The organism is Cognatiluteimonas telluris, assembly GCF_011320095.1.
In the GTDB taxonomy this organism is placed as follows: Bacteria; Pseudomonadota; Gammaproteobacteria; order Xanthomonadales; family Xanthomonadaceae; genus Cognatiluteimonas; species Cognatiluteimonas telluris.
The window spans coordinates 176,334-193,518 of record NZ_JAANOY010000003.1; the positions used below are offsets into that span (position 1 = coordinate 176,334).

Here is a 17,185-nt window from a genome sequence, read left to right on the forward strand (position 1 = left end):
CGACCAGGCCGAACGCCTACTTCGCCAGCGCCTCCACGGCGTCCAGCGTCTGGGTGACGTGCTGTTTGGGATCGAGGTTGGAATAGACGTGGACGATCGTGCCCGACGGCGCGATCACGTACGACGTGCGGTCCGACCAGCCGGGCTTCAACGTGAGCAGTGCGTCGTATTGCCCGGCGATCTTCGCGCCCACATCGGCAGCGACCGCGAACTTGCCGCTGCAGTGCTCGGTTTCCTTCGAGAAGTCGGCGAGTTGCTCGGTATTGCCGGCAGTCACGCCGATGACCGTCGCATGCTGGGCCCGGAACTTTTCGATCGCCTGCGAGAACAGGTGCGCCTCGATGTTGCAACCGGCGGTGTGTGCGGCGGGGAAGAAGTAAACGACGACCGGTCCCTGCTTCAATGCATCGGCCAGGTTGAAGGTGAACGGCTTGCCGGCGAGATAGGCAGGCGCGCTGAACTCCGGGGCCTGCGCGCCGACCTTCAGTGCGGCGTGCGCCGGAAGCGCGCACAGGGCGGCCAGCATCGTGGCAAGGGCGATGGTGTTGAACCTGGATGTCATGGCGTTGCTCCGTGGGGCTGGAGGCCTTATACACCCGGCGTAGGCGCGTCGCGTCACGGACAAGTCGCATCCGCGTGATAATCGGCCGATGACGACCCTCCTCCAGCGCAGCGCCCGGGCGCTGCTGGCCAGCATCGTGCTGGCAATTTCGAGCCTCCCCGCGGCACGCGCGGCCGACGCGCCGTCCGCCCACACCATCGTGCTGGTCCGGCACGGGAACTACGTCGACGATCCACGCGCCGATCCCCGCCTGGGCCCCGGGCTGTCGCCGCTCGGCGTCGCCCAGGCGCAGCTGGTGGGCGCGCGGCTGGCGGGATTGCCGGTGCGGTTCGATGCCATGCTCGTCAGCCCGCTGCAACGGGCGCGCGACACCGCCGCGCTGATCGCCGTGGGTTTCCCGGGACGGCATTTCGACATCATCGACGACCTGGCCGAATGCACCCCACCGACGCGACGGCACGAGGTCATCGCGAACGAGACGCCGGAGGACCTGGCCGCCTGCGCGGCGCAGCTGGACCGTGTGTTCGCCCGGTATTTCAAGCCTGTTGCCGGGCACGAGCGGACCGACCTCATGGTCTGCCACGGCAATGTCATCCGCTATCTGGTGACGCGCGCGTTGGGGGTGGACACCAGTGCATGGCTGGAGATGTCGCCCGGCCACGCCAGCATCACCCGCATCCGGGTCGAGGCGGATGGGCGCTTCAAGGTGCTGTCGGTCGGCGATGTCGGGCACATTCCGCCGGCCCTGCGCACCGGGTCCACCGGCGATCCCGAGCGCAGCCTGGCGATCCCCGCGCTGCCCCTGGGCGCGCCGGATGGCGGGCGGGGTGCCGCGCCCGGTGTCGCCACCGCGTTCTGAGCTTCGATCCCGGGGAAGCCGATGCCACGACTCCAGCGCCTCATCGCGGTCGCCTGCCTCTGCATGGCGTGGGCCACGGGTGCGCATGCCGGCGACGACGACGCGCCGGCGGGCACCGTGTACACCGGGCGGCTGGGCGCGCAGCCGATCGTGCTGGCGCTCGATCCGGTCGCCGACGACGCCGTGAGCGGCCGCTATTTCTACGTCCGCCACCACGCGGACCTCGTGCTGAGCGGGCCGGCCGGCGACCCTGACCACCTGCACCTGCTCGAAGGCAGCGATGCGGAGCCCGGCAGCAGTCCGCACCTGGATCTCACCCGGCAGGATGACGGCGGCTGGCGCGGGACCTGGCAGGGTCCGCACGGCAAGCCCTTGCCCCTGATCCTGCATCCGGCCGCGGCACCGCCCATCGCCGGCGACGCCGCACCGTACCTGCGCCAGCGTGCGCGCACGAATGCCTACGACGCCTGGCGCCTGTCGGGCCTGGGCCTGCGGCGCGGTGCGCGCAGCACGTTCATGGGACACACGCTGCAATGGTGGCGACAACCCGAATCGAAGATCGAGCTGTTCCAGATCCTCGACGGGTATCCGGCCGCACGCCGCGACCGCATCAACGCAGTGCTGTTGGATCGCCTTTGGAGTGAGGTGAGCGCGTATTACGACTGCATGGCCACGACCGGGCCGCTGGGCGGCGACTACACGCAGACTGTGACGCCAAGGCTGCTCTCGCCATCGCTGGTCAGCATCAGCGTGTTCACCGAATACGACTGCGGCGGCGCGCATCCGGATTTCGGCGACTCGCCGATCAACCTCGATGCGCGCGATGCCCGCGCGTTGACGCTGGAGGATGTGCTCTGGGTCGGGAAGGGCCATCCGTTCCGCTACACCGACGACCTGGAGCAGGATCCCGCGCAACCAGCGGCGGCGACGGCGGTAGACGCGGATTTCGACACGTTCTCCGACTATCGCGAAAAATTTCTCGCGCCGTGGCTGGCCGCTCGCCTGGCCGCGTTGTATCCCGGCCAGGTGGCCGGCGAAGGCGATGGCGACGACTGCGGATACGACGATCCGTCCATATGGCAGTTTCCCGACTGGTACCTCACGCCCGATGGGATCTTCTTCACGCCGTCGGTCCCGCGCGCCGCCCGCGTTTGCGAGGCCAACGACGACTGGTCGCTGCTCCCGTACGCCGAGGTCAAAACGCATCCGGGCGGCGTGGCACTGTCGCTGCCCTGACCGATCCGGGTGCCCGCGCGTCGCAAGGGCGGCTCAGCCGCGAGCCCTGCAGGCCGCTGCAGCGGAGGCGAAGGGTTCAATGCGTCGAAGCCGCGCAGCCATCCGTGCGGGCTGTTGCACGCGCTTTGATCTGGATTTCCGGCCGACACGTTAGGCTGCGCGACCCACCGGATCACCCGACGCCATGACCGACCAACCAGCAGCACCCGCCGGCAATGCAGGGCACGCCATGATCTACAGGATCGTGAGCCCCGAGCATGTCTGTCCCTTCGGCGAGCGTGCGCTGGCCCTGCTGCAGGGAGCGGGCTTCGAGGTGGACGACCGCTGGCTGGAGACGCGCGCGCAGGCCGATGCGTTCATGGCCGAGCAGGGCGTGAGCACCACGCCGCTGGTGTTCGTCGATGGCGAGTGCGTCGGAGGTTGCGACGACCTCGTGCGATGGCTCGGCCCGCGCGAATAATCGCACCACCGCTGCACACCACACGCACCGACGACGGATACCCCCACGCAATGTCGCATCTGTTCGATCCTCTGACCCTCGGCGACCTTACCCTCAGGAACCGCATCGCGGTGTCACCGATGTGCGAGTACTCGGCGGTCGATGGCCTGCCGGGCGACTGGCACCTGGTGCACCTGGGCAGCCGCGCCGTCGGCGGCGCCGGCCTGGTGTTCACCGAGGCCACGGCGGTGTCGCCGGAAGGCCGCATCTCGGCCGGCGACACCGGCCTGTGGAATGCGGCGCAGCAGGTGGCGTGGGCGCGCATCGCCGCGTTCATCGCCGGGCAGGGCGCGGCGCCGGGCATCCAGCTCGCGCACGCCGGCCGCAAGGGCAGCACGCACGTGCCCTGGCGTGGTGGCAAGACATTGCCGATCGAGGAAGGTGGCTGGACGCCGGTGGCGCCCAGTGCGATTGCGTTCGCCGACGACTATCCATCGCCGGCGGCCCTGGATTCGGCCGGCATCGCGAAAGTCGTCTCCGACTTCGCCGCCGCGACCGTGCGCGCGCGCGAGGCCGGCTTCGCGGTGATCGAGATCCATGCCGCGCACGGTTACCTCTTCCATGAATTCCTCTCGCCGCTGTCGAACCGGCGCGAGGACGGGTACGGCGGTTCGCTCGCCAATCGTGCGCGCCTGCTGCGCGAAGTGGTGGCGGCCGTGCGCGCTGCCTGGCCGCGCCCGGCGCCGCTGGTGGTGCGGGTATCGGCCACCGATTGGGTTGATGGCGGCTGGGATATCGACGAGTGCGTCGAGCTGTGCCGCTGGTTGCGGCAGGACGGCGTCGACCTGATCGATTGTTCCAGTGGCGGCAACGTCCCGCACGCGTCGATCCCGGTGGCGCCGGACTACCAGGTGCCTTTCGCCGCGCGCATCCGCCGTGAGGCCGGCATCGCGACCGGGGCAGTGGGGCTGATCACCGATGCGCGCCAAGCCGATGCGATCATCGCCCGCGGCGACGCCGACCTGGTGCTGTTGGCACGCGAACTGCTGCGCGATCCTTATTTTCCGCGACGTGCGGCTGCGGAGCTGGCGGTCCAGCTTGTGGCGCCGCAGCAATACGCGCGGGCATGGTGAGCCCCGCGGCGCGTCTTTGGCGCGGCATGGCCTGGAAGCGGTGACGGGGCCGGCACGGCTTGGGATATAGTGCGCCCCCTCCGGGCACGCCGTCCGATGGTGGCCCTGTCGCCTGTCTCGCGTAACCCGGGCCGAGCCATCACCCCAGGGGAAAATCCATGTTCATCTCCAAGCGCCTGGCTGCGCTGGTGCTGCTGTCCTGCGCATTGTGGTTCACGCCGACCGGCGCCCGCGGCGCGGAAAGTTTCGACAACTGCACCGGCTATATCGACTCGCTGCCCGCCACGATCACCACGCAGGGCACCTGGTGCATGCGCAAGGATCTCGCCACTTCGATCAACATGGGCAACGCGGTCACGATCGCAACCAACAACGTGATCATCGATTGCAACGACTACAAGATCGGTGGCCTGGGCGGCGGATTGGGGACCAGCGCGGCCGGCATCGTGTCGGTGCAGAACAGCAACATCACGATCCGGCACTGCAACGTCCGCGGCTTCAAGGTCGGGATTTCGCTGGGCTATGACCCGGGAGGTGCCGCATTGACGGCCGGCGATGTCATTGAAGACAACCGGCTCGACGGCAATACCCTGGTCGGCATCCTGGTTCAGTCAGACGGCGCGACGGTTCGCCGCAATGCCGTGGTCGATACCGGTGGAAGCACCTTCGCGACCGAAGCGATTGGAATCTCGGCGACGTCCGGCGTTGACATCGTCGACAACCTGATCGACGGGGTTTCGCCGACCGATGCCTCCGAGGCGTCGACCTACGGCATCTTCGCCATGGACAGCCAGGGCACCGCGATCTCTGGCAACCGGATCCGCAACGTCATCGCCAACAGCACGGCCTTCGGGATCGGACTGGCATCGGACACCGCGGGGGTCGCGGTTCTCGACAACGTCATCTACCTTCCCGACGGGACCGGAACCGGCATCGTTTGCTTCGATCCCCAGAACAGCGACGTGGTGGTCCGCAACCTCATGACCGGCCCGGGGACCGGACTGTCGAACTGCCGCGACGGCGGCGGCAATATCGGCGGTTGATGGCTTCCGGAGGCATGGCTTGAAGTTCCCTGGGGCGATTGACGGCGGCATGCATCGCTGAGTCGCGCGCTGGCATGTCGTAGGACAGCGTCAGAAGGTCGACATGGTCGGCCGGGATCGCACGGCAGCCCCGGGGCCGGTCCTGCGCGATCGGATCGCCCACCGCGGGGACGGCGGCGACCGGCGGCGCGCCACCGGCCGGCACTGCAGGCTGGGACGGCGTCGCGTCGGGCAGCGCCAGCGCAGCAGCGAGCGTCCAAGACAGCATCCGGCACCGTCACCGGGGAAGATCACATCCGGCAGTCGAGGGCGAACACGCTCGCCGGAAACCGCCCGGCCCACACCCGGTTGGCGGGCGCGTCAGTGCAGGTTCACGTGGGCGACGTTGTCCCTGGCGTCCTGTTTCGGATCGCCGCCCAGCAGGATCCGGATCCCGGCCAGCAGGCTGCCCGTGTTGCGCCAGATTTCGGCATGGGCTGGATCGAAACGCAGCAATGCCAGCCTGGGGTCGTCCTTGCCGCCCTCGTACCAGGCGGCGGCGAATGGATTCCACAGCCGGTCGATCGTCGCCCGGTCCTGGTCCAGGGCCAGGCGGCCTTCGATGCTGGCGAACAGGTCGTGGTCCTTGGCCACGTAGGCGACGACGGCGCCGTCGCCGCGGTCGAGTTCGCGCACCAGCGCGTTGTCCGTCGCGGTGAAGAACCACAGCGGCCCGCTGTCGCCTTCGACCTGCGCCGTCATCGGGCGCAGGTGGCCCCGTTCGGCGCCGCCAAGCCCGAGCATGACCGTGCGATCGTCGCCCAGTCCCTTCCACAACGCCCGCTGCAGATCCTGTTCCGTCTCGACGGTCATCGCCTTCTCCCAGCCCAAACAGGCTGGCAGCGTAGGCCGCCAATGCGGAACATCGCGTCAACATGCACGCCGCACGGCGCCGTGAATTGCCGGATCAGCGCTCGAACCACGCGCCGCTATCGGCGAGGCCGGCTTGCATCGAGCGCAGCGAGCGCGTGTCGGCATTGACGATCCGCAACCCGTACCTGGGTTGCGTCAGCGACGGGTCCAGGAAATCGCGGCGCGTCGCAAGCACGTGGACGTTGTCCTTGGACCACTGCGCGGCGATGTAGGCATGGTTGGCCGTGCGTGAAATCGTCAGCATCCGCAGGTTGGAGCCGTCGGCATTGATCACGTACAGCGGTTCGTAATGGCAGCTGCAGCTTCCGGCCGTGTCGTAGACCTCGCCGGTGAACGCGATGCGCCGACCATCCGGCGACCAGCGCGGGGAATACCCCGTCCCGAGCTCCATGCTGGCCCCGGTGGCGAAGTCGACCCGGGTCATGGTTTCGGCATACGGGTAGAAATTCGCGTACACGCCCTGGCGGCCATCAGCGGAAAATTCCAGCCGCTTGGGCTCGTCCACCACGCGATCGTCGAGCACCGTCGCCGCACCGGTCGTCGCATCGACGCGATACGCCAGCGAGCGCCACGTGGGTTCCAGGCTGCCGGTGTAGTAGCCGGCCTGCACGAACATCGCCTTGCCATCGCGCGACCACGCCGGTCGCTGCAGTTGCGCCGGGCGCGGTGGGCAGAACAGATCGCGGTGGTGGCCGTTTTCCTCGATGACCGCCAGGCAATTGCGATCGCTGTAGTTGGCGATGTAGCCGATGCGGTTGGTCGGCCCCCAGACCGGCAGCACGAAACTGCCGGCGGTGAAGGTCAGGCGGGTGACGTGTTTCGTGCGCGGATCGAGCGTGAACAGGTTGAACCGCGTGTCCCCGCGGCGCGACCGGGTGACTCCGTGCTCGAAGACGATGCACGTTCCATCGGGCGACCAGCTCGCGCTGTCGTCGATGGTGGCATCGCCGAGCTTGGTCAGCGCCAGGCTGCGGCTGCCCGATCCGGCCAGCAGGAGACTGCTGCTTTGCAGCGTCCCGTCGGCGTTGACCTTCGGTTGGCTGAAGACGATCCGGCTGATCCCGGCCGCCTGCGCCGGCCATGCGGATCCAGCCAGCGCCGCGGCAGCGGCGAAGACCAACGCAATGGCGTTGCGGGCGAATGGCATGTGCATGGCGGTTTTCCCCTGCGTGATGGACAACACGATTTGTCGCGTCGCATCGTTGCCGCGCCATGGCTCACGATCAGGTGAAAAACGCCGGGGAAAATGCGTTTGGGCGCAACCGCCGATGACTCGTTCACGCGATTGCGCGTGCGCACGGTGAAGCCATCGGGCACGGTGCGTGCATCGTGATGCGCGTTGGATGCGATGGCTGCATCTCCACCTTCACCCTGGAGTCATGACGCTGACCAGGCGACAGCTCCGGCGTTTGCGTATGCTCGTCGCGCGCGTTCATCATCGGTCGGCGGCGTGGCTGGCCATCCGCTGACTGCGCGCTCACGAACGCGCTGGCATGTTCGGCCAGTGCACATCATCCAGCCGCCCATCGCGAGCGAGGCCTGCCCATGAACCTTTGCCTGAAAGTGTCCGCGGCGGCGTTCGCCGTATTGCTGGCCGGTTGCGTGAGTTACCCGGGAGACCCGGGCTACGGTGGCTACCCGGGCAACGGCTATCCGCCGGCCAACGGATACCCCAACGGCTATCCGCCACCCAACGGTTATCCCGGCGGCTATCCGCCACCCAACGGCTATCCGCCTGGCGACGCCTATCGCGGCGCCACCATCCGTTGCGAATCCACCGACAACAACACGCGGCATTGCGCGGTAGGTACCCGCGGGGGCGTGTACCTGAGCCGGCAACTGTCCGATTCGCCCTGCACGCAGGGACGCACGTGGGGCTATGACAATCGCGGCATCTGGGTGACCGGTGGCTGCCGCGCCGAATTCGTCGTCGGCGCCGGCGGCTATCCGCCCTACGGCGCGGGGCCCTACGGTGGTGGCGTCGGCAATGGCGGCGGCCAGGTCGTGCGCTGCGAATCGCAGGACGGGCACTCACGCCATTGCGATGCGCCGGTCTATCGCGGCGTGCAGTTGCAGCGGACGTTGTCCGATTCGGCCTGCATCGAAGGCCGCACCTGGGGCTGGGATCGCACCGGCATCTGGGTCGACCGCGGCTGCCGGGCGGAATTCCGCGTCTACTGACGGCCCATTGAATCCGGGCGCCGGAATCACCGGCGCCCGTGCAACTCAGTCGGCGGCATCGCGCACGTCGTCGGCAGCCTTGCCGACTTCGCGCTGTACCTTGCCGGCGTTCTTTTCGATGTTGCCCGAAAGCTCCTTCGAGCGATCGCCGGTGACCTTGCCGACGCCTTCCTTGACCGCGCCCTTGAGTTCGTGCGAAGCGCCGTCCTTTCGGTTGTTGTCCATGGGGTTCTCCTGTTAGCCGGGATCGGCAGTGACAGCTTTACGCCATGCCGGGTTGCCGCATCGTGAGCAGTCGCCTCCGAGACGCGCAGCCGGATGCCCGCATCGCGCATTCATGCGAGCATTGCGCCCTCTGAAGGCAAGGATCTCCCATGCGCGCGTCGATGACCGGAAGTTGTGCGTTGTTCATGTACCTGCTCGTTGCGCCGCCATTGGCGCGCGCGCAAACCGCCCCCGCGCATGCGCATGCAGCGCCCAGCGCGGCGACCGCCACGCTGGCATCGGCCGAAGCATTCTCCAAGGCCCATCCGCGCAACGCCGATGGCTGGGTGGCGCTGGCGCGTGCACGCTTGATGGCCGGCAAAGCCGAGCCGGCGATCGCCGCTGCGCAGAAGGCCACCCAGCTCGCGCCGGGCAATGCGCAGGCGTTCTTCATGCTGGGCAACGCGTACGGCATGCGCATCGGGCAGGTAGGCATGTTGTCGAAGATGAGCATCGCGCCGAAGCTGCGCGATGCCTTCGAGCGCACGGTGCAACTCGATCCGGGTCAACTGGAGGCGCGCGGCGACCTGATTTCGTATTACCTGCAGGCGCCGTCGATGCTCGGTGGCGGTATCGAGAAGGCGCGCGCGCAGGCGGTCGAGATCGGCAAGCGCGATGCCGCGCAGGGCCTGCTGGCGCGGGCCGGCATCGCCCGCTTCGAGCACAAGGCCGACCTTGCGCTCTCGCTGTACCGCAACGCGCTTGCCGCAAAGCCGCACGATCGCGATACCCGGCTGGCCGTGATCATGGGCTACGAGCAGATGGAGCGGTGGGCGGATGCCTTCGGCCTGCTGCATGCCTGGACCGTCGAGGATCCGTCCACGGGCGCCGCTTGGTACCAGACTGGCCGCGCATCGGCCTTGTCCGGGTTGCATGCGGACGAAGGCATCGCCGCACTTCAGCGCTACCTGGCGATGCCGCACGCCGCCGACGACGTCGACAACAAGCATGCGCTGTATCGCATGGGGCAGATCCAGGCCAGGGCCGGCCGCAAGGCCGACGCCCGTGCCAGCTGGCAGCAGGCGCTGAAGCTGGATCCGGACTTCACCGAAGCGCGAGAGGCGTTGGCGGCCTCGTAAGGAACGCGGGCTTGTGCAAAGCCGGCGGCGTCGCGTCGTGACGCGCGCTCAGCGGAACACCAGCACCAGCATAAGCACGACGTTCACCAGCAGCAGCGGCAACGCGGTCGGTACCTGCGCGCGGATCACGCCGTTGGGATCGTCGAGCTCGAGCAGCGCGGCGGGAACCAGGTTGAAGTTGGCCGCCATTGGCGTGAGCAGCGTGCCGCAGTAGCCGGTCAGCATGCCCAGCGATCCGAGGATCGCCGGATCGGCGCCATGGCGCTGGATCAGCAGTGGTAGTCCAATGCCCGCGGTCATCACCGGGAACGCCGCGAACGCATTGCCCATGATCACGGTGAACAACACCATCCCCGACGCGTAGGCCAGCAGGCAGGCGACGCGGCTGTCGGTCGGGATCACTGCCGAGACCAGCGCGGCGACGGCGTCGCCCACGCCACTGGCGGCGAAGACACCACCCAGCGTGGCCAGCACCAGCGGCAGCAACGCGGCCCAGCCCATGGTGTCGAGCAGGCGACGGCCTTCCGAGGGTGCGGCCAGCAGCGGCTCGCGGGTCACTAGGATCGCCGCGGCCGCCGCGATCACGCTGGCCAGCGCGAGGCCGATCAGGGTCGCGCTGCCTTCGCCGAGCAATGGTCGTCCCGCCAGCGTCAACGCCGGTCCCGCGATCGCCACCAGCACCGTCAGCAATGGGATCAACAGCGCCGGCACGAACAGCCAATGTCCCAGCCGCAGCGCGGAAGCCTGGCGTTGTGCTGCGGGTGCTTCCTCGTGCGACGCGCGGCGCATCCGCACCGCGAGCAGCGCCAATGCGATCACGCCGATGCCGGCCAGTTGCGCCGGTCGCGGATCGCCAGACTTGCTCGCGGCAAGGATCGCGTCGCCACCGGCGAACAGCAACGCCAGCACCGCCCAGAACCCGGCATGCATCCAGCGCCGTTCGCGCGCGTTGCGCCACGCGGCGTACAGCAGGAAGGCCGCGAGCAGCCAGTAGAAGACGCCGATGTCCAATGGCAACAGGCGCATCAGGAGCCCGCGTTGCCGCGTTTGCGCAGCAGCGCGCGCTGGAACAGCACGATCCGGATCGCATGGATCACGAACGCCGCGATCGCCGTCGGCAACGCCCATAGCGCGATGTGCAGCGGCTCGAGCACGATGCCGTTCTGGGCGAAGAAGCCCTGGATCAGCAGCACCGCACCCAAGGCGACGAAGACATCCTCGCCGAAGAACAGGCCGACGTTGTCGGTGGCCGCATCCAGCGCCAGCAGGCGTTGGCGCTCCTGCTGATCGATCGCGCCGAAGGTCTTCACCGCGGCGGCTTCGCTCATCGGCGCCAGCAGGGGCCGCACCGTCTGCGCCGGGCCGGCGACGTTGGTCAAACCGAGCATGCTCAGCAGCTGGCGCAAGCCGAGGTAACCGATCAGCAGGCGCGCCAGGGTCATGCCGCGCAGGCGCAGGATCCAGCCATGGACATGCTCGCGCAGCCCCGCGCGCTCGAGCACGCCGATCGCCGGCAGCGTCAGCACGAACAGCAGCAGCGCGCGATTGGAGACGAAGCTTTCGCCCAGCAACGCCAGTAACGCGCCGACCGACTTGCCCGCGAGCAGGCCGCTGGCCAGGCCCGCGGCGACGACCACCGCGACCGGATTGAAGCGGATGACGAAGCCGATGACGACGATCGCGATGCCCAGCAGCGGCCAGTAGTTCATTGCGCATGCCCCGGCGCGCGGATGTCGACGCCTTCGTCTCCCAGCGCGGCGCGCAGCGCGGTGGCGAAGGCGACCGCATCGACGCGGTCGCCATGCAGGCACAGTGTGTCCGCGCGCAGTGGCACGCGCTGGCCATCGCGCGCGATCACGTCGCCCTCGCGCAGCAGGCGCCGCACCTGCGCCAGCGATGCATCGAGATCCTCGATCATCGCGCCGGGCGTTCCACGCGGCGCCAGGCGGCCATCGGCCTCGTAGGCGCGCTCGGCGAACACCTCGTGCGCGACCCGGAGTCCCTGCGCGCTGCCTGATTCGGTCAGGTGCGATCCCGACAGACCGAATAGGATCAATGCCGGGTCGACATCCCGCACCGCGGATGCGATCGCATCGGCAACAGCACGGTCGCGCGCGGCGACGTTGTACAGCGCCCCATGCGGCTTGACGTGGTGGAGCGTGGCGCCGGATTCGTTGCAGGCCGCCTGGAGCGCCCGGACCTGGCGGATCACGGATGCATGGATTTCGTCCATCGACAGCGCCAGCTCGCGCCGCCCGAAGTGCGCCCGGTCCTCATAGGAAGGATGCGCGCCGATCGCCACGCCGTGTCGCTGGCACAGCGCGACCGTTTCGCGCATCGACCCGGCATCGCCCGCGTGTCCTCCGCAGGCGATGCTGGCCGAGCTGACCAGCGGCACGATGGCCGCGTCGTTGCCGCAGCCTTCGCCAAGGTCGCAGTTGAAATCCAGCCGGACCACGGCGACGGCGGGTCAGGGCGCCGGTGCCGGCGCCGTCCCGGTACTGGCCGGCATCGGCGCCGCGACGGTGGACGCGGCCGCCGGTGCGCTGCTGGCATTCGCGGCGGGCGCAGCGGGGGCGGGGGCGGTCCACAGCTTGGTCTCGGGCTTGCCACCGAGCATCTGCGCGCGCACCAGCGGGATCGGCGGACCGCCGTAGCTGAGGAACTGGTCGTGGAAGGCCTTCCAGCCTTCGCGGCCGCCGTGGGTCTTCGTCCAGTCCTCGCGCAGCTGCATGATCATCAGCTTGCCCAGGGTGTAGTTGAGATAGGCCGGGTCGTAGGTGCCGCGCGCCGCCTGCTGGCTGGCGTTGCCCGGATCCTGGAAGGCCTTGTCCTTGAACATCTGCTCGGACTGGGCGACGGTCATGCCGCCGGTATGCAGCCCGATCGCGGAGATGAAGCGCACGTCGCGCAGCAGCGCTTCGCTGAGCTGGCCGATATGCGTTTCCGGCGTCGCGCCGCCCAGCCCGGCGTCGAACATCATCTCCTCGGTGTAATGCGCCCAACCTTCGGCATAGGCGTAGCCGACGTACAGCTGGCCGAACTTCCACTGCGCGCGGTTGGCGTGCAGGAACTGCAGGAAGTGGCCCGGCCAGACTTCATGCGCCGAGGTGAACAGAAGCACCGACTTGCCCGGGATGTAGGCCTGCTGCTCGGCCTTCGGCCAGGTCGGATCCGGCGGCGCGATGTAGTACACCGACGGCAGATTCTTCTCGTACGGGCCGGGAATCTCGATGTAGGCGAAGTTCCAGCGGTTGAACGGCGGCGCTTCCTCGACCTTGGCCTGCTCGGTGCCCGGGATCGTCACCAGGTCCTTGTCGACGATGAACTGCCGCAGTCCCGCGAGTTGCGCGCGCGCGCCTTCGACCGCGCCGCCCTCGGGCTTGTCGGCATTGACCTTGGCCACGCAGTCGGTGAGCGATTTGCCCGCCGCGTACTGGTCGCAGGCGGCCTTCAACGCATCGAGGTTGCGCTGCAGGTCGGCTTCACCGGCGGCCTTGAGCTGGTCCAGCGGCATGTCGACCAGTTCGGTCGCGTGCAGCATCTTCGAGAATTTCCCGGCGCCCAGCGCGAAGGCCTGCGTCTGCGTCGGCTTCTGCGCCTTCAGCCAGTCGGCCAGGTCCTGGGTCGCCTTGATCGCGGCGGCATTGCTGGCGCGGAAGCGCGCCTGCAGGGCGTCATCCTTGACCCCGGCGAAGATGCCGGGCACGTCGTTCTTGAAGAACGTCGCGTAGCCGCCGAACGAATTCACGCCAAGGTCGATGTAGGTCGCCGGGAGCGGCGGCTTGAGGTTGGCCTTGATCTGCTCGATCGCCTTGGGCAGCGCCTCCTGGTAGGTCACGAAGGCCGCCATGCGCTGCGGCAGCGGCGCGTACGGACGCGTCAGGTACATGCTCGGCGAGAGGTCGCCGGTGTAGAAGGCCGGGTTGCTGTAGGCGAAGCCCGAATCCTCCAGCCAGAACAGCTGGCCGTCGATCACGGCCAACACGTAGTCGCGCTGGAAGCGGCCGTTGGCATCGAGCGCGTCGTCGCCGAAGCCGGCGAACTTGTCGCGTTGCGCGTGCAGCCAGGTGGCGGTGGCCTTCAGGCCTTCGGGGCTGTAGTCGGGCAGCTTGCCGTCGAACTCGTGCTTGCCGGCGTTGGCGGCGAACACCGGATTGTGTTCGAACGCGCCCTGGATGAAGGCGTCGACGGCGGTGTCGAGCGCCGCCTGCTGGTTGGCGGTGGCCGTCGTTTTGGGCGGCGTGGCGGCGGGGGAGGCGGTGTCGGCGGAAGGCTTGCAGCCGGCGGCGGCGAGCGCCGTGGCGACGAGGACGGACAGCGTGGCGACGCGGGCGATGCGCATGCGGACGGCTCCGTGGGGCGAAACGCCGAGCCTAGGCGCTGGGCCCGGTGCGCGCAACGCACCTTGGTCACGATGCGGGAGCGTCCCTCGGCAGGAATCCCCGGTAGGAGCGGCTTCAGCCGTGAGCTCTTTCCACACCTGGGATTCCCACAGAGCTCGCGCCTGAAGGCGCTCCTACGAAGGGCGCTGTGCCGCGCGCGCGGCGATCGCCAGCGCGATCCGCGCCAAGCGCTGGGCCTGCGCACGCCGCGCCTGCCACGCGTCCTCGCGCGAGCAGGCTTCGAAGCGCAGGCGATCGCCGGGGCGCAGTTGCGCCAGCCGCGGCCAGTCGGCCTGGATCGCGTGCGCGATGCGCGGATAGCCGCCGTGGGTCTGCGCATCGGCGAGCAGCACGATCGGCTGGCCGTCGGGCGGCAGCTGGATGGTGCCCGGCGCGACCGGTTCGGAAATGCGTTCGCGCAGGTCGGCTGGTCGTAGCGGTGCCTCGCCGGTCGAAGCCCGCGTCGTCGTCGGCTCAAGGCGCAGTCCCTGGCGATTGCTGTCCGCGGTCACGCGCCATTCGCGTGCGAACAGGCCGTCCTTCGGGACGCAGGCATCCGCACCGGCGATGGCGTGGATCCGCGCGGGTTGCCCGAACGCAAGGTCCGGTGATCGATCGATCCACCAGCGCGCGACGTCCATGCCATCGGCATCGCGGATGTTCATGGCGACACCGGCGTCGCCGATGTCGAGCACATCGCCGGCAACGAGCGCGCGCCCGTCGATGCCACCAAATCCGCCGCGAAGATCCGTGCTGAGGCTGTCCATCCGCCGCGGCGCGCGAAAGCCGCCCGAGATCGCGAGCCAGGCGCGCGCGCAGCGACGACAGCCGCCGATGGCCACGGTTGCACCCGCCGGCACCGTCACCCGCCGCCAACCGGCGACGGCCGTGCCATCGATGCGCAGGTCGAAGTCGCCGCCGCACAAGGCGATCCGCGCTGCCTGCGACAGCCGCAACTTCGGCCCCGACAGGGTGATTTCCAGCGTCGCCGCAGCGACCGGATTACCGACCAGCAGGTTCGCGATCGCGCTCGAATACGGATCCAGCGCACCGGCCACGCCGACGCCGAGCGCGCGGCTGCCGACGCGGCCGCGATCCTGCAGCGTGGTCAGCGCGCCGGGCGCCAGCACGAGCACGCTCATGACGCACTGTCGATTGCGACGAAACGCACGCGGTCGCCGGCCGCGAGCAGCGACGGCGCCGCGCGCAACGGATCGAACAGCGAAAGTTCCGTGCGCCCGATGATCCGCCAGCCGCCTGGTCCGCGTCGCGGATAGATGCCGGTCTGCATTCCGGCGATGCCGACACTGCCGGCAGCGACCTCGCGCCGCGGCGTCGCCAGCCGCGGCATCGCCAGCGCCGGATCCAGCCCGAGCAGGTAGGGGAACCCCGGCGCGAAACCAAGCATCGCCACCGTGTATTCGCGGCCGGCATGGCGCGCGATGACCGCGTCGGGCGACAGTCCGGCATGCGCGGCCAGCGCGTCGAGGTCGGGTCCGTCGCTGCCGCCGTAGTGGACGGGGATTTCCAGCAGGCGGCTGGTTTCCGGCACGCGTGCGTCATCGGGCAGTCGTGCCTGCAGCCAGTCGCGCGCCACCTGCAGCGGATCGCGCGCGGGGGTGACGGCGACATCGACGAAGACCGCCAGGCTGGCGTACGCCGGAACGATGTCGACCAGCCAGTTTGGGCGTTGCGCGCCGATGCGATGGGCGAAGGCCTGCACGCGTGCGTTGCTGTCCGGGTCGATGGTGTCGCCGAAACGCAGCAGCAGCGCCTGCTCGCCGAGCGCTTCGATCGTCGGCGCAACCCGGGGCGTCGCGCGCGCGGATGGCGACTGCGACGGCGCGGGCGATGCGGCCGCGGCCGATGCAGGCGGGCGGCGCCCGGAGGTCATCAACGCGCGGGCACGCCCTGTAGCGGCGCGCGTGGATCCGCGACGTCCTGCAGCGTGGCCTGCAGCAATCCGATCCGCTCCACCAGCGCCTCGGGCGTGTACGGGCGCGCGGCGACCCGGCCCCAGACCGGCGACGGCCACGCCGGGTCGTGTTCGAAACGCGCGATCACGTGTACGTGCAGCTGCGGCACCAGGTTGCCCAGCGCGGCAATGTTGAGTTTGTGCGGGCGGAAGGCATCGCGCAGCGCGTGCGAGGCGCGGTCGATCTCGTCGGTGAGCGCATGCCGCTGCGCGTGGTCGAGGTCGAGCATTTCGCGCGCCGCAGCCACCCGCGGTACCAGTACCAGCCAGGGATAGTTGGCATCGTCCATCAACCGCAGGTCGCACAGGCCGAAAACCGCGACCGGATGGGTGTCGGCGGCCAGTTGCGGATGCAGCTCATAGCGGACGATGGCGTGGCGACGGCTCATGGCGGGCTCCGGGTCGGCGGCCGGGATCAGTGCAGGGCGCGATCAAAGAAGGCGAGGGTGCGCGTATGCGCCAGCCGCGCGCTGTCGGCATCGAATACCTTGGGATCGACCTCGCGATCGAACGCATGCCCGGTCGGATAGACGTGCACCTCGGCGTCGGGCAGCTTCTGCCGATGCAGCTCGACATCGCCTGGCGAAATGCTGCCGTCGCGCTCGCCGAAGTGGAACTGAATCGGCGCCCGCAGCGGCTCGTCCAGGAAGGCGACGTTGCGCGCGCCGTAGTAACTCACCGCCGGCAAGCCAAGCCGCAGGTTGGCGAGCAGCGCCACCGTGCCGCCCCAGCAGAAGCCGACCACGCCCACGCGCAGGCTTTCCTGCTGCAGCAGCCGCGCGGCGGCCGAGGTCACCGTGATCGCGCGTTCGAGTCCCAGTGCGGTGATCAGGTCCCTGCCACGGGCGACGCCGTCGGCGTCGTAGCCCAGCTCGACGCCGCGTTCGACCGGATCGAAATACGCCGGTGCGAGTGCGACGAAGCCTTCGGCGGCAAAGCGGTCGACGACGCCCCGCATGTGCGCATTCACCCCGAAGATTTCCTGCACCACCACCAGCGCGCCGCGTGGCGCGCCGATCGGGTCGGCCCGCCACCCACTGACGCTGCCCAGCGGCGTATCGAAGGCGATATCGCGGCCCATGGCGGTGTCCTCGCGGCGTCGGTTCAGGAACCGGGA

General features: G+C 69.0%; 19 protein-coding genes. 7 read left to right on the plus strand and 12 right to left on the minus strand.

Annotated features, from left to right (window positions below; genetic code table 11):
• Positions 1-16: 16 nt before the first annotated feature.
• On the minus strand, positions 17-562 hold the full coding sequence (locus tag G7B67_RS03880) for a peroxiredoxin (protein ID WP_166208107.1): 546 nt from the start codon (positions 560-562) through the stop codon (positions 17-19).
• Between the two features lie 88 nt (positions 563-650).
• Here G7B67_RS03880 and G7B67_RS03885 point away from each other — a divergent pair, with 88 nt between their 5' ends.
• From G7B67_RS03885 to G7B67_RS03905, 5 genes are all read left to right on the plus strand, one after another.
• Entirely contained in the window at positions 651-1,421 is a 771-nt protein-coding gene (locus G7B67_RS03885; RefSeq protein ID WP_166208110.1) for a histidine phosphatase family protein, read from the plus strand.
• A 21-nt stretch (positions 1,422-1,442) separates the two neighbouring features.
• On the plus strand, positions 1,443-2,657 hold the full coding sequence (locus G7B67_RS03890) for a hypothetical protein (RefSeq protein WP_166208113.1): 1,215 nt from the start codon (positions 1,443-1,445) through the stop codon (positions 2,655-2,657).
• A 184-nt stretch (positions 2,658-2,841) separates the two neighbouring features.
• Positions 2,842-3,117, plus strand: a complete 276-nt coding sequence (locus G7B67_RS03895) for a glutaredoxin family protein (protein WP_166208116.1) — start codon at positions 2,842-2,844, stop codon at positions 3,115-3,117.
• A 50-nt stretch (positions 3,118-3,167) separates the two neighbouring features.
• The gene (locus G7B67_RS03900; RefSeq protein ID WP_166208119.1) at positions 3,168-4,229 is read left to right on the plus strand and encodes an NADH:flavin oxidoreductase/NADH oxidase; all 1,062 of its coding nucleotides are present in this window, start codon (positions 3,168-3,170) and stop codon (positions 4,227-4,229) included.
• 158 nt (positions 4,230-4,387) lie between these two features.
• Positions 4,388-5,272 carry a NosD domain-containing protein gene (locus G7B67_RS03905; RefSeq protein WP_166208122.1) on the plus strand — a complete coding sequence of 295 codons (885 nt, stop codon included), beginning with the start codon at positions 4,388-4,390 and terminating at the stop codon, positions 5,270-5,272.
• A 360-nt stretch (positions 5,273-5,632) separates the two neighbouring features.
• On the opposite strand, the gene G7B67_RS03910 is transcribed toward G7B67_RS03905, so the two are convergent.
• Both G7B67_RS03910 and G7B67_RS03915 read right to left on the minus strand, forming a co-directional pair.
• Positions 5,633-6,124, minus strand: a complete 492-nt coding sequence (locus G7B67_RS03910; RefSeq protein WP_166208125.1) for a pyridoxamine 5'-phosphate oxidase family protein — start codon at positions 6,122-6,124, stop codon at positions 5,633-5,635.
• Between the two features lie 94 nt (positions 6,125-6,218).
• On the minus strand, positions 6,219-7,337 hold the full coding sequence (locus tag G7B67_RS03915; RefSeq protein ID WP_166208128.1) for a TolB family protein: 1,119 nt from the start codon (positions 7,335-7,337) through the stop codon (positions 6,219-6,221).
• A 392-nt stretch (positions 7,338-7,729) separates the two neighbouring features.
• On the opposite strand from G7B67_RS03915, the gene G7B67_RS03920 reads away from it, so the two are divergent.
• Positions 7,730-8,365, plus strand: coding sequence for a DUF3011 domain-containing protein (locus G7B67_RS03920; protein ID WP_207780864.1), 636 nt, complete (start codon positions 7,730-7,732; stop codon positions 8,363-8,365).
• Between the two features lie 45 nt (positions 8,366-8,410).
• Here G7B67_RS03920 and G7B67_RS03925 read toward each other — a convergent pair whose 3' ends face one another.
• The gene (locus G7B67_RS03925; RefSeq protein WP_166208131.1) at positions 8,411-8,590 is read right to left on the minus strand and encodes a CsbD family protein; all 180 of its coding nucleotides are present in this window, start codon (positions 8,588-8,590) and stop codon (positions 8,411-8,413) included.
• A gap of 149 nt (positions 8,591-8,739) precedes the next feature.
• Between G7B67_RS03925 and G7B67_RS03930 the strand changes: the two genes are divergently transcribed.
• Positions 8,740-9,708, plus strand: coding sequence for a tetratricopeptide repeat protein (locus tag G7B67_RS03930; RefSeq protein WP_166208134.1), 969 nt, complete (start codon positions 8,740-8,742; stop codon positions 9,706-9,708).
• 48 nt (positions 9,709-9,756) lie between these two features.
• Here the strand turns inward: G7B67_RS03930 and G7B67_RS03935 are convergent, their stop codons facing one another.
• From G7B67_RS03935 to G7B67_RS03970, 8 genes are all read right to left on the minus strand, one after another.
• Positions 9,757-10,734 carry a 5-oxoproline transporter, DUF979 family subunit gene (locus G7B67_RS03935; protein ID WP_166208137.1) on the minus strand — a complete coding sequence of 326 codons (978 nt, stop codon included), beginning with the start codon at positions 10,732-10,734 and terminating at the stop codon, positions 9,757-9,759.
• Positions 10,734-11,417: a DUF969 domain-containing protein gene (locus G7B67_RS03940; RefSeq protein WP_166208140.1), complete on the minus strand. Its 684-nt coding sequence runs from the start codon at positions 11,415-11,417 to the stop codon at positions 10,734-10,736. The genes G7B67_RS03935 and G7B67_RS03940 overlap by 1 nt, the downstream gene beginning before the upstream one ends.
• Positions 11,414-12,166, minus strand: a complete 753-nt coding sequence (locus tag G7B67_RS03945) for a 5-oxoprolinase subunit PxpA (protein ID WP_166208143.1) — start codon at positions 12,164-12,166, stop codon at positions 11,414-11,416. The genes G7B67_RS03940 and G7B67_RS03945 overlap by 4 nt, the downstream gene beginning before the upstream one ends.
• 12 nt (positions 12,167-12,178) lie before the next feature.
• A complete protein-coding gene (locus G7B67_RS03950) occupies positions 12,179-14,053 on the minus strand; it encodes a DUF885 domain-containing protein (protein WP_166208146.1) in 1,875 nt (624 codons plus the stop codon).
• Positions 14,054-14,227: 174 nt separating this feature from the next.
• Complete coding sequence (locus tag G7B67_RS03955) at positions 14,228-15,235, minus strand: 5-oxoprolinase subunit C family protein (protein ID WP_166208149.1); 1,008 nt, start codon at positions 15,233-15,235, stop codon at positions 14,228-14,230.
• Positions 15,232-15,987, minus strand: a complete 756-nt coding sequence (gene pxpB, locus G7B67_RS03960; protein WP_166208152.1) for a 5-oxoprolinase subunit PxpB — start codon at positions 15,985-15,987, stop codon at positions 15,232-15,234. The genes G7B67_RS03955 and pxpB overlap by 4 nt, the downstream gene beginning before the upstream one ends.
• Positions 15,987-16,457, minus strand: coding sequence for an HIT family protein (locus G7B67_RS03965; protein ID WP_166208155.1), 471 nt, complete (start codon positions 16,455-16,457; stop codon positions 15,987-15,989). Before G7B67_RS03965 ends, pxpB begins: the two co-directional genes overlap by 1 nt.
• Before the next feature lie 26 nt (positions 16,458-16,483).
• Positions 16,484-17,149 carry a dienelactone hydrolase family protein gene (locus G7B67_RS03970; protein WP_166208158.1) on the minus strand — a complete coding sequence of 222 codons (666 nt, stop codon included), beginning with the start codon at positions 17,147-17,149 and terminating at the stop codon, positions 16,484-16,486.
• Positions 17,150-17,185: the final 36 nt, after the last annotated feature.